Source organism: Endozoicomonas ascidiicola, from assembly GCF_001646945.1.
GTDB classification, from domain to species: domain Bacteria; phylum Pseudomonadota; class Gammaproteobacteria; order Pseudomonadales; family Endozoicomonadaceae; genus Endozoicomonas; species Endozoicomonas ascidiicola.
In genome coordinates this window covers 425,617-440,660 of sequence record NZ_LUTV01000003.1, presented here as the reverse complement: position 1 = coordinate 440,660, position 15,044 = coordinate 425,617, and the positions used below count along the sequence as shown (strand labels likewise).

Annotated in this window: 12 protein-coding genes; 3 read left to right on the top strand and 9 right to left on the bottom strand. The window is 46.4% G+C overall.

What is annotated here, in order from left to right; genetic code table 11:
* Positions 1–170: 170 nt before the first annotated feature.
* The 5 genes from AKL11_RS09475 to AKL11_RS09455 all read right to left on the bottom strand — a co-directional run bounded on the left by AKL11_RS09475 (position 171) and on the right by AKL11_RS09455 (position 8,625).
* Complete coding sequence (locus tag AKL11_RS09475; RefSeq protein ID WP_216636484.1) at positions 171–1,040, bottom strand: TPR end-of-group domain-containing protein; 870 nt, start codon at positions 1,038–1,040, stop codon at positions 171–173.
* Between the two features lie 1,143 nt (positions 1,041–2,183).
* Positions 2,184–3,044 carry a DUF7281 domain-containing protein gene (locus tag AKL11_RS09470; protein ID WP_067516752.1) on the bottom strand — a complete coding sequence of 287 codons (861 nt, stop codon included), beginning with the start codon at positions 3,042–3,044 and terminating at the stop codon, positions 2,184–2,186.
* Positions 3,041–4,264 (bottom strand): hypothetical protein, encoded by a 1,224-nt coding sequence (locus AKL11_RS09465; protein ID WP_067516750.1) that lies wholly within the window; start codon positions 4,262–4,264, stop codon positions 3,041–3,043. The genes AKL11_RS09470 and AKL11_RS09465 overlap by 4 nt, the downstream gene beginning before the upstream one ends.
* Complete coding sequence (locus AKL11_RS09460) at positions 4,261–4,887, bottom strand: condensin complex protein MksE (RefSeq protein ID WP_067516748.1); 627 nt, start codon at positions 4,885–4,887, stop codon at positions 4,261–4,263. Before AKL11_RS09460 ends, AKL11_RS09465 begins: the two co-directional genes overlap by 4 nt.
* A gap of 27 nt (positions 4,888–4,914) precedes the next feature.
* On the bottom strand, positions 4,915–8,625 hold the full coding sequence (locus AKL11_RS09455; RefSeq protein WP_095210288.1) for an ATP-binding protein: 3,711 nt from the start codon (positions 8,623–8,625) through the stop codon (positions 4,915–4,917).
* A 201-nt stretch (positions 8,626–8,826) separates the two neighbouring features.
* Here AKL11_RS09455 and AKL11_RS09450 point away from each other — a divergent pair, with 201 nt between their 5' ends.
* On the top strand, positions 8,827–9,717 hold the full coding sequence (locus AKL11_RS09450; protein WP_067516744.1) for a WYL domain-containing transcriptional regulator: 891 nt from the start codon (positions 8,827–8,829) through the stop codon (positions 9,715–9,717).
* 139 nt (positions 9,718–9,856) lie between these two features.
* Here the strand turns inward: AKL11_RS09450 and AKL11_RS09445 are convergent, their stop codons facing one another.
* The 4 genes from AKL11_RS09445 to AKL11_RS25625 form a co-directional block, all read right to left on the bottom strand.
* Entirely contained in the window at positions 9,857–12,142 is a 2,286-nt protein-coding gene (locus AKL11_RS09445; RefSeq protein ID WP_067516742.1) for an ankyrin repeat domain-containing protein, read from the bottom strand.
* Between the two features lie 257 nt (positions 12,143–12,399).
* On the bottom strand, positions 12,400–12,558 hold the full coding sequence (locus tag AKL11_RS24560; RefSeq protein ID WP_095210287.1) for a hypothetical protein: 159 nt from the start codon (positions 12,556–12,558) through the stop codon (positions 12,400–12,402).
* Positions 12,559–12,728: 170 nt separating this feature from the next.
* Positions 12,729–13,124 carry a group I intron-associated PD-(D/E)XK endonuclease gene (locus AKL11_RS09440; RefSeq protein WP_067516740.1) on the bottom strand — a complete coding sequence of 132 codons (396 nt, stop codon included), beginning with the start codon at positions 13,122–13,124 and terminating at the stop codon, positions 12,729–12,731.
* A gap of 118 nt (positions 13,125–13,242) precedes the next feature.
* Entirely contained in the window at positions 13,243–13,392 is a 150-nt protein-coding gene (locus AKL11_RS25625; protein ID WP_172807261.1) for a hypothetical protein, read from the bottom strand.
* A gap of 248 nt (positions 13,393–13,640) precedes the next feature.
* On the opposite strand from AKL11_RS25625, the gene rbsD reads away from it, so the two are divergent.
* Positions 13,641–14,060, top strand: a complete 420-nt coding sequence (gene rbsD, locus AKL11_RS09435) for a D-ribose pyranase (RefSeq protein ID WP_067516738.1) — start codon at positions 13,641–13,643, stop codon at positions 14,058–14,060.
* Positions 14,061–14,087: 27 nt separating this feature from the next.
* Positions 14,088–15,044, top strand: coding sequence for a ribokinase (gene rbsK / locus AKL11_RS09430; RefSeq protein WP_067516735.1), 957 nt, complete (start codon positions 14,088–14,090; stop codon positions 15,042–15,044).

The window sequence follows — 15,044 nt, the reverse complement described above, 5'->3', positions numbered from 1 at the left end:
CTCCGAGGGTGTCGCAAAACTCCAGAAACCTCGTTCCCATGCTCCGCGTGGGAATGCATAGGCTGAATTTTCAATGGGTTAAAAGTATGGGTTCCCACGCAAAGCATGGGAACCAGGGCTTTTGCGACAACCTCGCTCCGCGTGGGAGCCAATAAACTCCTCCTTTTCTCTTACTCCTCACCCTCTGCGTCAACCAGTTTCTGAAAAGAAAGATTATCCTTAAGCACTTCAAATGCCTTTTCAGTGGCCACTTCATCCTTCAAAGCTGGCGACTTCAGAATAGCTGTTTCCAAGTTACTCACCGCTTCATCAAGCTGCCCCAACGATGCCTCTGCACAGGCTCTTTGCCAATAGGCCAGCGCATACTCCTGATCATGCTCAATGGCTTGATTACTCAGTGACAATGCCCAGCGCGCTTCACCCAGATCCAGCAGTGAGTCCGCCTTGTAAGTGAGGGCTTCCACATCATTGGGATAAATCTCCAGAATCTGGTCATAAATATTAATTTGTTCATGGAGATTCGTTTCCAGGCCGGAGCGCATCCAGAGCGAGTGCACCTGATTCGTCTGGGAAATCTTTTCCTGAGCCGAAATAATCTGCTCAGAACGAAGCACCAGCTTATTTTCCAACTCGTTCAATCGACGCTCATATTCCAACGTCAATTGTGAAACCTGACTTTCTACCTGAGCCTTGATGGTTTCACGAACTTCCCGCAAAGAGCGCCAGCCCAGTAACACCAAGATGGACGCCGCTGCCGTAATAATAAAGAAGATATTATTGACGGTGTCCGTGGTATAGCGCACTGCCCGATCGGACGCATCCAAGCGGGCTTCCGCCACCTTTGTGGTCATCTCGGTGCGCATAAACTGCTGATCCTGTCGAAGCAGTTTCAGCTCATCAAGAATATAGCGCTCTATAAACGGTTTGTAGAGGGGTTCATCAATAGCTGTTGTTGGCTGTGTAGCTGCATTAACAGGTAATACACTGAAAGCCAGCCAGAAAAAAATACCAATGACATAGTCAGTCGATTTACGCGGCATTAATCATCCCTGAATGAGTTATTATTTCAGGAGGCTGACCGAGAATAGCGCCCGTAGCGAGGATGGTAGAAAATTTTTAGACCAATTCACTACCACCGCACAACTGCATGGATGCAGGAGCTAGAGCAACGCAGGAGCAGTTGCCGCATAGGGCAACCTATTCTCGGTCAGCCTCCTAGATGCGTTATCGGTCGTACTTTACGTATCTTCAAGGCGTTAAGCTAAGACTGTAGAGTGACTCCTCCATCAGGTTTTGCTCTCTGGCAAGACCTGATGAAAAAATATATGGCTATAAGTACCCAACCATATGAAACCATATTTCATATGATCGGATACTTATCAGCTGATAAATTAAACGACAACGTTTGGTGGTTTAATAAAAGTTTGGCATAGAATGTCACAAACAATAACCTCATAAATCAATAAGTTATGAAAATTCGGCTGAAAAATATTTAAAAAATGATTGTCACATTTTTTAAGTAATGATTGGCATTTTCTTCAAAACCTACAAGGCAATACTAATGTACTAATATTTTGAGTCGTAAATTTACACACTCAGTCAAGTACGGAACAGAATTCAGTTCTTTTACTGGATGGAGCATTAAAACAAGATCGTGATTTCTGGCATGCCCAGCAGAATGAGTTGGAGCGTAGACCGGGCTATAATGATCGCATCGCTGAAACAGAGGTAAGCATTATAAGCATTAAGAGTCAGTCACAGGCAGTATGGAACGGTTTTCTGGATAAAATCGCTGTGATAGTTCGATTATCTGACCTATATGGATAGCACTAAGCCAGATCTACCAGAGCCGTTCTTGTAAAAAGAATAATTAAGCAGGTTCACAACTTCGATAATCTGAGGATGGGAAGAAGCAGGCTGTTTTTTTTCCTGATGTCACTACAGAACTATCTCACCGTCATCATTTTCTACAGCCTGTATCAACGACGTATAAGCTGTTGACTATATGAAAACATATATTTTACTGCTTCCAGCCTACATTTGGGCTGGCAGTAGCCTGAAAAACAAATGGTGAACGACTTTGTCAGAAAATGGGCTTGTGTGAACAACATTGGAGTCTGCACCTCTTTTGATTCTGGAAAGTACTTCCCACATGTCACACCAAATATCTTGTTGTACCATCATCAAGTAGGCAATAGCGTTAGAGGTACTCGATTTGCCATAAGTGATTCCTGTGTTACCGCAATATTGTGATCACGAATGATCTGCAAATGTATCGCGATCTTAGCAGGTAAGCTTTCTGGGTGACACTCAAGCTGTCGCAGAATTTCCTCTTGTTTGGCAAAGGCACTAAGCTTGCTCAGCTTGGCCAATTCTTTTCCAGTAATATGTTCTAGATCAGGTAGCACCAGAGTGGTTCCGCTCCCCATGTTGAGCCCAATTCTCAGACCAGCACTATCATAGTCGCCATAATGCACGCGATGAGCTGACGTTTGCTCCAACAGCTTCTTGACCGCACCTGGGTGCGCTTTGTTATCACCACGAAACACCAGTAGTGTATTGTCCTTTGGGAACATGGGCAGGTACTCTGCATGAAGGCTTATGAAAGTATCGAAGTTCTCTACTGTTATCAGATAGGTGAAAGGAATAGTGAGCGTTTCTGCTACCCGCAGGCCGAGATAGCCATCGGCAGGATGGCAACACTTGCCAACAATTCCGTTAAGACTGCGCACCTCAACATGATCCGCTCGGGGATCCGCTGACAATGCTTTCTCTTCATTAGTGACACCTGCAGCCTGAGTGCGGGAACGGCTAATCATCTGCTCATAGCTGACCTGTCTTGGATCGACACCCGTTTGCCTTATCACCCAGTTGACCAGTGCCATTCTGTCAGTAGAAGACAGTTTCAAAACCCCTTTACAGGGTGAGATGAGTCCAATACCGTATTCATCATGCAAGGTGCGCCAGTTGGCGGATAGCTTAACCTGTGCCTTGGCAACTAAAAGAACATCCTCGATGGATTTGTAAAGTGCTCGCGTGATCACAGGGTAGCCTCCTTCTCGGGTGCGATCGTCAGGTCGCTAATCAGAACGTTGCCAACAAACTCGCCACCCTCAATAGTGGTCAGTTCCATATTGAAGCCCGGCTCCCCATCAAGCTCACTGTAGATCCATTGCAGCCACACAGGATAAGGAACTCCTGCTTCCCCTTCCTTATCCCAGTATCGCTTGGCACTCCACTGGTGCTGTATCGCAGATGCTATGAACGCGCGTCGATGCGGAAGCAGGAAACACGGCTCTATGTGTTCCTCCTCATCATCATCGTCATCTTCGGGATCATAAAGCCCAACTTCCTCCCTCTTTGCTCCTTCCTCGGATAGTCCAGCGCGTTCCGGTAGGCGTTTTACCAAATCGATCAGCACTTCCTGCAACTCAGGGTCATCGACATTAATCCCAGCTACGTCTGGTTCGGACTGCAGTATATTAAATGGTGAGTTGAGTAGCTCCAAAGAGTCCAGATCCCTGTCGAGCAGACTCTCTCCTTGACTGAGATGCCGACTGACCGCCCACAAACAGCGCGTTTTTTCATCCTGTTTACGAAAGGACCAAAGCATTTTTTCCAGCTGGGGAATTATTGCCAGAATTTCTTCACGAAACTGCTGGATGTCAGGTAGAAAGCGAAGCACTAATACGCGCAGAAGCACACTGTTGTCATTGGCCAGACTACCAAGCCCTTTGTCGTTGATGAATAAGAGACGAGCGGTCAGCTGACTCGTTCGCTCGATCAGGTAGCGATTTTCAGCGATTTTCTGGTTTATCGTCGCCACATGCCCAAACTGGGTCTGCAAAAAGTGCTGGATTGAATGAATCTCCTGCCTCAGGGCGAATCGCATGCGAAGCACTGAGTTGCGAATATTCTGCAGATAGCGGCGCATGTCTTTGTCGTCACCAAGGCTCAGTGCCGCATGATAGTGGCCAGTGTCAAGACGGAGCTGTGCCAACCAGTCATCAACATCAGGAACTACACGCCGACGTGTCTCTTCTCTCGATAGAGCTGATGCAATATCTAATAACAGCGGGGTCGGTGACAGCCCAATAGTATTATGACCTTCGACAAATCCATAATGTTCGAGGAAGCGAAATGTTTTTTTCAGATCCTCGAAGGTAACGCCTTCACCATCGTTAGACTCAAGAGAAACCAGCTCATCAGCGTTGTCGATAAATGCTTTACCAAGCTGACGCCACTGCTCTGCAGTAGTACTCACACTTCCAGCCCTCCTTGACGAGGCTGATCTTCTTCACCATCCAGAGGGATCTCTTCATGCTCAGCTATGAAAGCCAGCACCTCGTAAAAGTGCTCAATACGCCCAGTCACAGTATAAATCTGGGCTTCGCCATTGCTGAGTGATAGGTAGCCCATACCCTGAAGGCCCTCAAAAATCTTGTTAAGCCTATCCATCATGTTTGGCGATGCCTTGTGGGAGTTGAAGCCCTTGTGAGCACTGAGACGATCAAGCTCTTTCTGGTAAGCAGCCTCGTCACTGATTTTCTTCAACAGGTCAGGCAGCTTGATGGTATCAGTTGGACGAAGGGTCTCTCCACGTCCTTCGGCCCGGATTACGAGAGTAATGAAATCGATAATAGGTGCAACTGAGTCACGGATCACCCGAAACTGTTCACGCATTGCAGCACGGTCTGTCCTTTGGTCACCATTGGCATAGCTGCAGTAGTACAGGTCGTCTTTTTGCACAAGCTTGCGGCCATATGGTGCCAATGCAGACTCGACCTGCGAAGCTAGACCATCCTCCAGCTCCTGAAACTCAGAGGGATAGCTGACCGGGCAGATCATCTCGCCGCTGCGGAACAGTTCTAAAATTCTTCGAAGCATAGAGCCTCCTTACGTTGCCAGAGGCTTTTAGTTGTTGGGTTTGGGCGTGGTCATTATTGACTTAAGATCATCGGTGGCGCTAGGCACGTCGACCTCTGCAAAACGCACCAACTTCCGCTTATTGGAACCTTTCCGCCCCTTGGCCTGATACAGGTGCTGAAAGTAGCGCAGTACTGCAGGGTCAGGATCGGGGAATGCCGAGAAAATACGGATGTTGTCACCGTTCAGCTGCCCGATCAGGGCTCTGGTATTATTGAGATCAAAGTCCTTGAGCTCATCGATTGGCCACACCAGTATGTCTTCAGCACCACCTCGCAACAGGTTCACCAGTGCATTGTAAATTAAGATGATGATCAGATAGCTAACACCGTTAGACGATATCCCGTCCATATCCTTGTCACGACGAGCGATCTTTTCTATCCCTTGGTCAATGATACGCACCTCGATACCGAAGCTATCCTGAACTTTTACCGTCAGACCAGACTTCTCAATCATGTTCTTGATGCCATCCAGCCGGTGCAAATACTCATCGTTCGGCAACGAGTCGAGATTTGTGGCGATCCAGTCGTTGTGGATCTGTGCGAATGACCTGAGCGAGGTGTAGTAGTCGAGCTTATCCATGTTACTGAACACCTTCACGCTGAGCTTGTCCAAAGCCTCGAAGTCGCTACAGATAGTTTCCGTCTGGCCGGTCACTTGGTTGCCCAAAGTCTTCACTTGCTTGTGTACACGCTCCAACTGGGCAGAGAAATCGCTTAGGTTTTGACCGAGCATCTTGGCGCTGTCACGCAGCAGGTCAGCATTATTCTTGTGCGCATTATTAAGATATTCAAGCAAGTGAGGCGCTGCTACAGCCCAGAGATCTTCAGTTTCCCATCGCTTATTCGTATCGCGCATCTCGCTACTCAGTCGTTGATAGAATTCAAAAGGTCTCGAGCGCTCATTGCGGGTAAAGGCTCTACGGACTTTCTCGAACAGTTCACGACCTGTAGCCCTTAACTCTTTGACCTCGCGGTACTGATCCTGCCAGCGCTGCATCAAGTACATAACGGAGTGCATAGTCGTTAGCTGTGGTGCCGAGTCTGGCAGCTCGATACTCCCCATCCTGGCTAGGTTGTTGTCTAGCATAATGAGATCGTCATTGACCTTTGAAAGCTGATCATCAACCTCTTCCTTTTCTGAGGTCAGCGTGTGAATCACAACCTGTATCTCGCCTAACGTCTGATCACGCTTGTTCTTAAGCTCCTGGATTTCTGCGTTCAGCTCAGTGAGCTGTATAGATAGCCTTTCATACTCAGGCCACTGTTCCTTCATAAACTCATCATAACGATTGATGAAGGTGATAGCCGACTTAGCGTCCATGTATTCGCTGCTGGCATCCTGAGCTTTCTGACGTGCACGGCCCAGCGCGACTTCATCGATACCTCGTTCGCGCATTTGGGCAGCCTCTTCTTCACGGAGTTCAGACTTACGGATTTCAAGCGCTTCTACAGCGGCATTGATCTCGGCATCAGTCAGTTTGAGCTGCTCGGTGAGCTGTTCTTTGGCAGTGGCAACACATTCGTTGTGACGTTTACCCAGGTCAGCCAGTGCTTTTTCAGCCTCCTTGTGGAGATGGTTGTTGCGAGCCTGCTGCGCACGCATCTGCTCATCCAGATGCGCCTTCTCCTTCTCAAAAGCTTCACGGCGCTTGACAATATATTGTTCAGCTTGGATGTTGAGTTCATCGATGTCTTTATTAGCTTCGGCGAGCTGACTCTGGCAAGATTTCAGATTGTACTTTTCACGCTCAACGTTCTTCGTGGCCTGACTATGCTCTTTCTGACGCAAGCCAGCGATTTTTTTGTGTGTCTCACAGTCCGTATGGAGTTGGGCTAGTTTCTCATCAAGTCGCTGGATCTCAACCTGTAGCGCTTGATCACAAGCAAACTCAGGAACCTCAATGCCAGACACATCCAGACCTACTCCGTAAAGTGCATGTGCACCGTCAATCAGTCGCGGATGAAGATCACTACGTAGCAGAAGATCAGGATCAATTACTTTGGCAATATTTTCCGACCAGCCTGGCACGTTGCCTCGCAAGAAAGAGAGCAGTGAACCATCTTTCGGTGCAAAGTGTTCCCGAGCCTGGTTAAGTGCTTCTTCAGTCTGATTCATCGCATCCTGAAGGCGACGCTGCTCAGCAATGCATTTTTCACACACAATTTCCGCCCGTTTGAGTTCCTCTCGGGCAGCATCAAGGTCTTGCCGTGTGTTCTCCACATTGAATTCAGCTAGCTTTCGCTCTTTGCGTAAGGACTCAAGCTGCTCGGTGATCTCTGACGATGGTGCGACATTCTCCAACTGGCCTGTAATCTTGCCTATATTGCTGGAGAGTTTTTGAATCTGTTGATGCACCTCACTTTGGCTTTTATTCAGCTGACGTCCAATATCAGCACGGATTTGTGATAACTTCTGCTCTTCTTCTCGCAAGCTCTGCTCATGCGCTAACTCATAGCCCTTACGCTGCTCAGTCAGTTGAGATTGTTTACTACGAGCTTCTGACTCAGCGTTGGCAAGGGCTTTTTCGTAGAACTGGGTGAGATCGGACACCCCTCTTTCGAGCTTATAAAAATGCTGCTCGGCTTGTTGGTGCAAATCTCGCAGTTCCCCTACCCGCTTAGCCAAGGCCTGCTTTTCTGGTATATTCTGGCTCTCAAACATCATTTTTTTCTGTTCGAGAACTTGTGCTATCTCCTGTTGCTCAGTCCTTTTTTTGGTAATCCGTTGGATCTCCGCTCCGGCATCTGTGCGGACTGCTTGCTCTTGCTCGCTATAATTGGTGATATCTGAACTGCATTTTTGCAATTTTCCCGTTAGCGACTCTTGTTCCTCTTGCAGCTTTTCTTTTCGCCGGTGAGCAAGATTTTTGATCTCAGATAATCGAGCGCAAATACCCTCATAGGAATCATGTTTATCCACAAGATCAATGATATTGCTCCGCTGTTCATCCACTAACAAGTATGCATTTCGGTTCTCGATCCAATCGTCCACCTTTTTGGTTGGGAGGTTCAAACCAAACTCGCCGTTGTCGATGAAGCCCTGATTGATCAGTACACTCTCAAGAATCGACTTAATTGCAGCCATACTTGGTTTACGCTGAAGCACAGCGCTAGCCAATAGGTGGATGTTGCTCATGTCCCGACCATTGGTTGGATAGGAGTACAAACGACGGTAATTGTTTATCAGCTCGGCCTTTTTCCGATCAGAGCTCGTGTAGCGCAAACTGGACTGAATGATGAGACGGTAGTCATCATAACCAACACTACGAGAGACTTCATAGCCTGCAAGGGACATGTGGGTGCGCCAGTTACTACTAAGGACGAAGTTCGGCTTTCCGAAAGTCGTTTGCAGGAAGCAGCTTTCCAGACACCGTCCCTGAACAAAACGGTAGACAAGAGAGCTCGATCCAGACTTACGCGTGATCACAACCGTGATGAATTTACCGTCTCGCTCGTAGACAAAGGCGAGATAGCTAGTTGCATTTGGCAGGTAGTATTCTGCAAAGCTCCGTCGGTTAGCATCCTGCCTCTGAAGCGTTGACGGTGCCACTGCATAGAAAGCAGGGGTCATCTTGATAAGAGTTGTCTTACCTGAAGCGTTAATTCCATTGACGTTCGTGTTACCGTCCAACCTGACCGAGACAATTTTTCCGGCAGCATAGCCATCAACCGACAGCATTTCTATTAGTTCAGACATACCTTGCGTTGCACCTACTTGCTACCAAGCTGTCCTTTGCCAGTATTCGGCAAGGAATAATAATTGATTCTGTTGATATCATGATACATGTATCATTTGATGCAGAGAATATATATTTATATAAATCATTAGATATGGATTTAGGTCAGCCCATGGTGTTAAATACGATAAATTCAGAACGACATTTCAAAAGAGGCTAAGGTGAGTAGCGGAACAGACAAGCTCCTTCAAATTATAGATTTTCACCTGTCTTTTTATGGTCGCCTTAAGCGTACAGATCTGATGGCTCATGGAGAGATCAGTGTTGCTACTGCTTCCCGTGCGTTGTCGGAGTATCGAGGCCGGTTCCCTAGTCACTTTAACTACAATGCCAACCAGAAGGCTTACCTTGCGACAGAGGATTTCATACCTGTATTTTCGCATGGGCCCGAAGACGCTCTTAGGTATCTGGCTTATCGGCAGGTAGAGCGAATCGTCAGTAAAGTACACGAAGCAGATCTGAATCGACTGCCAACACTATCAACCACTTTATCTGTAGAAAATGTTCGCAAGATTACCACCGCATTGACCCTCTCCAGAGCAATAAGTCTCGACTATTATTCAGCCAGCTCAAATCGGAATGAGCGCCTCATCCAGCCATTAGCGGTATTCGAATCTGCAGGAGCGTGGTATTTCAGGGTATATGATTTTGATGCAGTTGGTTTTCGCACTTTCCGTTTCAGCAGGGTACTGTCAGCTAAACAACTCGCGACTACCCCAAGTAAAGTTCCTATCGATACTGAGTGGGAAGAACAGGTTGTTGTGACCCTAATGCCGCATCCGAAGCACCCCAACCCGGAAGCACTAAAGCTGGACCTGGGACTTACTGATAAGCCAGTTTGCAACATTACCACTCGTAAAGCACTTGTAGGGTACTTATTAAATGCGCTGCACGTTGATACCTCACATGACGCCGACCTTCCACCCAATGAGCACCAACTTTATCTGGCTAACCGGCACGAGTTATCAGACGTTCCTTCTTTAGCAATTGCTCCTGGATTCGGCCTGCGTGCAAATAAAGAAGGGCATAGCTGTCTTTTGCCTGAATCTTAGAACCAGCATTTTGTTGCCGACTTGGAATATTACGACCTGTTTATGGTTACCAGTTCGACTCAGTGAGGTGGCTAGCAGGAGCACGGTGAAGGAGAGTAAGCTTGCGGGGTAGTTCCGCAGGCTTACTCTCCGTGAATAGTCACTGCTTCTTGTGTCCGAAAACCGCTAATACTGACTTTGATCCAAAATAGTGGGCTATATCCCAACAGTCGATTGGATAGAGTTCATGCTGATAGGTTTTATATGGGTCGCCACCTTTTTCTATCATAAGCTGCACCAGTTCTGACTCATCCAGCTCACATGCCAGCATCAAGGGTGTGTAACCTGGAATAGGGCTCTTATGTGTAGCATCAGGATCGGCTCCTCTCTCCAGTAGAAGCTTGGTTATTTGAAATAGCTTTTGATATTCAAACCTGCTTTGTTGTTCCTCATGAAAGTACTCAGCAATAGTCTCCTGGAAAGCTCTCGACGTTTTATCATTTACAGAGCGAATAAGGCTTTTCCTGACTTCCGCGTCCGTCAAGCCCATCATCCCATGTGAGTTTCTTCGAATTGCATCAATTAGTACGGGGTCATCAGGGTTTAACTGCAACATATTGGCCAGTGCCTGCTGGGGACTTTTGACATTCCCAATATACTTAATGCACTGGTTTAACGCTGTCGAATGGTCTGTATGACCACGCCTGTCTACTTCAGCACCCAGGTCCAGAATGGTTTCTACGATTTCAGGTTGACCCGTCTCAATAGCAGCCAGAAGAACTGTCAACTTCTTCTTATCCGTCCTCATATTCATAGTTTCATGTTTATGAGGGTATTGTTTTATCAGATCAAAGCAACGCCGATCGCCTGTGTTTACAACTTCAATGGTTGCCATGAGAAGTGCTGAATCTGATGTATCTGAAAGCTGATCTACCCTTGCTCCAGCTTTCAGGAGGGACCTAACGTGATGTGGATGATTACAGTCTGTATGCCATATCAACTGTGGGTAGCGGCGTTTCTCGCCTCCAATTGAAATACCCACATCGATTCTACGATCTGGATTGGTCAGGTCTGGGGCTCGCTTGAAATATTTTTCTTCTACATGGTGTAGAAACGGAAGCTGAATTTTATGTTTTTCTTCATCAATACATCCCGGAAAGCAATTCGCTGGTTTAAAAATGTGAGCGAAACCTGTATCCCACTGTTCAATTTCCCAGTCTTCAATTATGTGATTATTAGATTTCTTGTTTGCCCTTGAAAGAGGATCAACTCCTTTAGGTTGCTCATATAATCCGAAAGTTATGGCTTGGCTTTTCAGGCTTGTCATTAGCGGACGTGATTTCTCTTTTGCTGCTAATGCCATAGTCTCTCTTATAATTTCATGGAGGTTTAGGTCTACTCCATGGGCCTGAGATAGGTTGTGGGCTCTGTAAAAGGTATAGTCTGCCGCTATCTTGTACTGCTTCAATGCTTCTTTATACTGACCTGCATAAACATACCAGCGTGCTTTTTGCCACTCTAGGAAATGCCTTGTAATACCGGATGGGTCAACTTCCGATGTTTTTCTTTCAAAAGCTTCTAATAACGCCCAGCTTTCTGCTTTGGAGTTGTTCATTTTGGGTACTGTACGCCGAAGGGCTTGAGATACCGGAACAAATAAAGACAGAAGGTCTGAATATTTCTTAGCCGCCTGAATATTGGCTTTAGAGAGAAACATTCCGAGATCAAAAGGTTCTGTCTTATTCTGGCCTACAGCGACATGGGCTTGTAAATTATACTGACGGTACTTTTGCAAAAAAAACTGAAGAGTTCTGGCAACAGTCAGGTGGATTCTTATACTTGTTTTATCCGGCGAATCTGGGAAGTCATTTAAAATGTCCGTAATCGACTCTGCCTTTGGTATCTCTATTCCTTTCTTCCATCGAAGATACTGATCTTTCTTCGCTTTGCCCTGCTTGGTACTGACATGAGTCAGAAATGATGAAAAAGAACCGACATTACCTTCCAGCCATAAGCAAGCGACACCCATCAAATTATTATCACTTGCTTTGCAATAATCGACAGGGTTTGGGCCGCCATAGTACCGGTGAATTGAGGATAAAAGAGATTCTGTGTGTCGACAAAAGAAGTGCTCTACCAATAAGGGGAGAGACTCTTTTCTTGTCATAGCATCAAGGGCAATTTTATTCACCAGAGAAATATATTCATCGATGAGAAAATCAATAAATTCGCATATTAAGGATGCAAAATGCTCATCTGTCTGTGAAGCAAGAGGTTGATAAAAGAGATCTTTGAGTAACCTCTCTCTCAGGCGGTGATCATAATCGCCATCACGGGCCATTCTATCAACATCAGAATTTTTATTTTTCGTTCCTAAAGCTACAGCAAGGCCACGATATATTTCACCAATCATCAGGTAAGGGCGTTCAGGTATTTTAACAGACACTTTTATACTCCTTCTCGATGGCTTTCATGTCGCGTTTAAAATTCTGAAAAGCCCGTCTGTCGCTAGGAGAGCATGGCACAGTGATCATTGAACCATAAGGTGACGTTAGTTTCCCATGACATTTCCCTTTTTGAAATGACCACCCTTGATTAACTTTTCTTGAGACCAGTGCGCCGATCTCTTTACAACTGCTGAATTTACGCATCTTCAACCATCCCGTGAAGCAGGTGTTGCACAACAACACCTGCTTATTCTATTTATTTATTTTTTGAACCGGAGTTTTTCGCTGCTGCAGACTGGGCACGAGAAGCAAAACCATCACTGGATACCTGCCCTCCATTAGCCTTAGCTTCACTGCTCTGAATGCGTGATGCGGCTTCTGGAGTTATCGGTGTGCTTGATTTGGACTTAGCCATGAGAGAGAACCTCACCTGTTATTACGCTTCCCACCATGGGAGGCGTTTCTCGTCTCGCAAGAGACAATGTGGAGGTTAAGAGATCAATGGTTGTATGGCTGCGGCGCAGGTGATGAAAAAAAATAAATTTTCTTAACCGAGGCTCTTCGCCCCGGTATGAGAGCACCAAGTCAAATCTTCTCAAATGCTTTCAGGAACGGCTTACGATCCTGATGGAACCGGATATGATCTTTAGAGTTCAGCCGTTTTCTTTTTTGGCGGAATGGCCGAGCCAGATAACCCCAGTGAGAGCGTCGAGAGAAATATATGATGTAATCCAAGTCGGCATCTCCCCACTTATTCTCAACCACTGTATCTTCCTGGTTGGTATCCAGGGACTTAACCTGAATGCGGTAAAAATTGTGCTTATCCGCAACCAGTAAATCGGTTTTCATATCGTGATCAATCATTGGTAGAAAAACTTCCCAGCCATCAGACACAAGCCAGCTGGCAGCCTGTGATTCGTAGGAGATTTCTTTATAGTGACGTTGGGCAGGGGCAGTGCGGACAATATTTTTAACAGGCATAAGGACACTAATAAATTCAATGCCCGAAAGAGGTTATGGCCCACCGTTTTCGAGCAGAATAGTCCCTTCTGGGAACCATTCCAAAATTTATTATCACCTTACAGGGTATCCCTTGTAACTAACTGCAAAGGCGGCCAGCCTTGCCTGAGCTTCGTTTGAAGTCTTGGGCATTAATGCAGCTATCAGACAGTGTTGCCTGTGATAAAGACTTGCGAGCATCATAATCATAGGGATAGATGAATTCAACCACTCTAGTCCAAGACTTCACATCCTATACATATATGCGAAATTGATACCGCCTAGAACAGCTTCAGGAATTAACTATGGATATGAGAAAACTTATCTGTCAATGACAAGCTATTGCAAACCATAACAAGGCATTGTGCGATTACTGTTAACAGATGATCGGCTTTGTTCTTGATCTGAATCAATTCATGCAGTCCGCATCAGATATACAGTCGCACCCATAAAAACGTTTGCGCAAACGTTTTAACGGATTTCAACAGTGGTTGCATCATGAAAAAAAGCAAGCTCATCAATACTCAACTCTCACTGGCTGTTGCAAGCTTAGGTCATGGACAGGCTCTAACCATCTGTGACTGCGGCCTTCCTATTGGCAGCGAAGTTCAGCGGATTGATCTGGCACTGACTCATGGTGTTCCCGGCTTTATGGAAACCCTTGATGTTGTACTGTCAGAGCAACAGGTGGAAGAAGTTGTCGTTGCCGAAGAGCTGGCCGTAATCAGCCCAGCTTTGTTTGAAAAGTTAACGACAAGAATAGCCCAATTGGAAGACAAACAAGGTCGCGAAGTCAATTTAGTTATGGTTTCTCATGAGTCATTCAAGACTCTGTCAGACCAGTCCCTGGCCGTGGTTAGAACCGGTGAATGTACACCTTACGCCAATATCATCCTACGCTCTGGCGTCGTTTTTTAAATGCCCCTTGTCAGGTCATTTCACACTATGAAAAAACAGATTCTTGTTCTGGGCAGTGTTAATGCTGACCACGTTCTCAGGGTAAGCCAATTCCCCCGACCCGGTGAAACCATTACCGGACATAGTTACAACATTATCTCCGGTGGCAAAGGTGCCAATCAGGCAGTTGCCTGCGCAAGACTGGGAGGATCAACTCAATTTATGGCCTGTGTAGGCGACGATGGGTTTGGTCATCAGGTGATCCGACAGTTTGTTGAAGATGGCATCAATACCGAAACCGTTGAGCCTATCGCAGGTGTTAATACCGGCGTTGCTTTGATTTTTGTGGATCAGCGCGCAGAAAACTTCATCGGTATTGCCGCAGAAGCCAACAACCGTTTGAACCGGGAATTCGTGATTGATCACCAGAAAGCTATCAAAGATGCAGACTATCTTTTGACGCAACTGGAAACCCCGGAAGACGGTATTATTACCGCAGCAAAGATTGCCAGAGAAAACCAAACCTTTGTCGTACTCAACCCGGCACCGGCCAAACCTCTCTCTGATGACCTGTTATCCAACATCGATATGATCACTCCAAATCAAACAGAAGCAGAAATGCTCACCGGTGTGGTCGTTCAGGGTCAGAGTTCCGCCAGTCAGGCAGCACAGGTACTGCATGATAAAGGAATCAGTATCGTCATCATTACCATGGGAAGCCAAGGTGCCTTCACCTCCATGATAGTCGAGGGTCAACTATCTCAAGAGATGATTGCTCCCTACCGGGTTGAACCTGTTGATACAACAGCTGCTGGTGATACGTTCAATGGTGGCTTACTGGTCTCTTTATGCGAAGGCAGTAATATGACCAGTGCAGTACGTTTCGCCAATGCCTGCGGAGCTTTGTCTGTTATGCGTCACGGCGCTCAGACTTCAATTCCATCGCGTGTAGAGGTAGAAACGTTTATGTCCGTGCAGACAGAAAGTCATCAAAGGCATATCTGA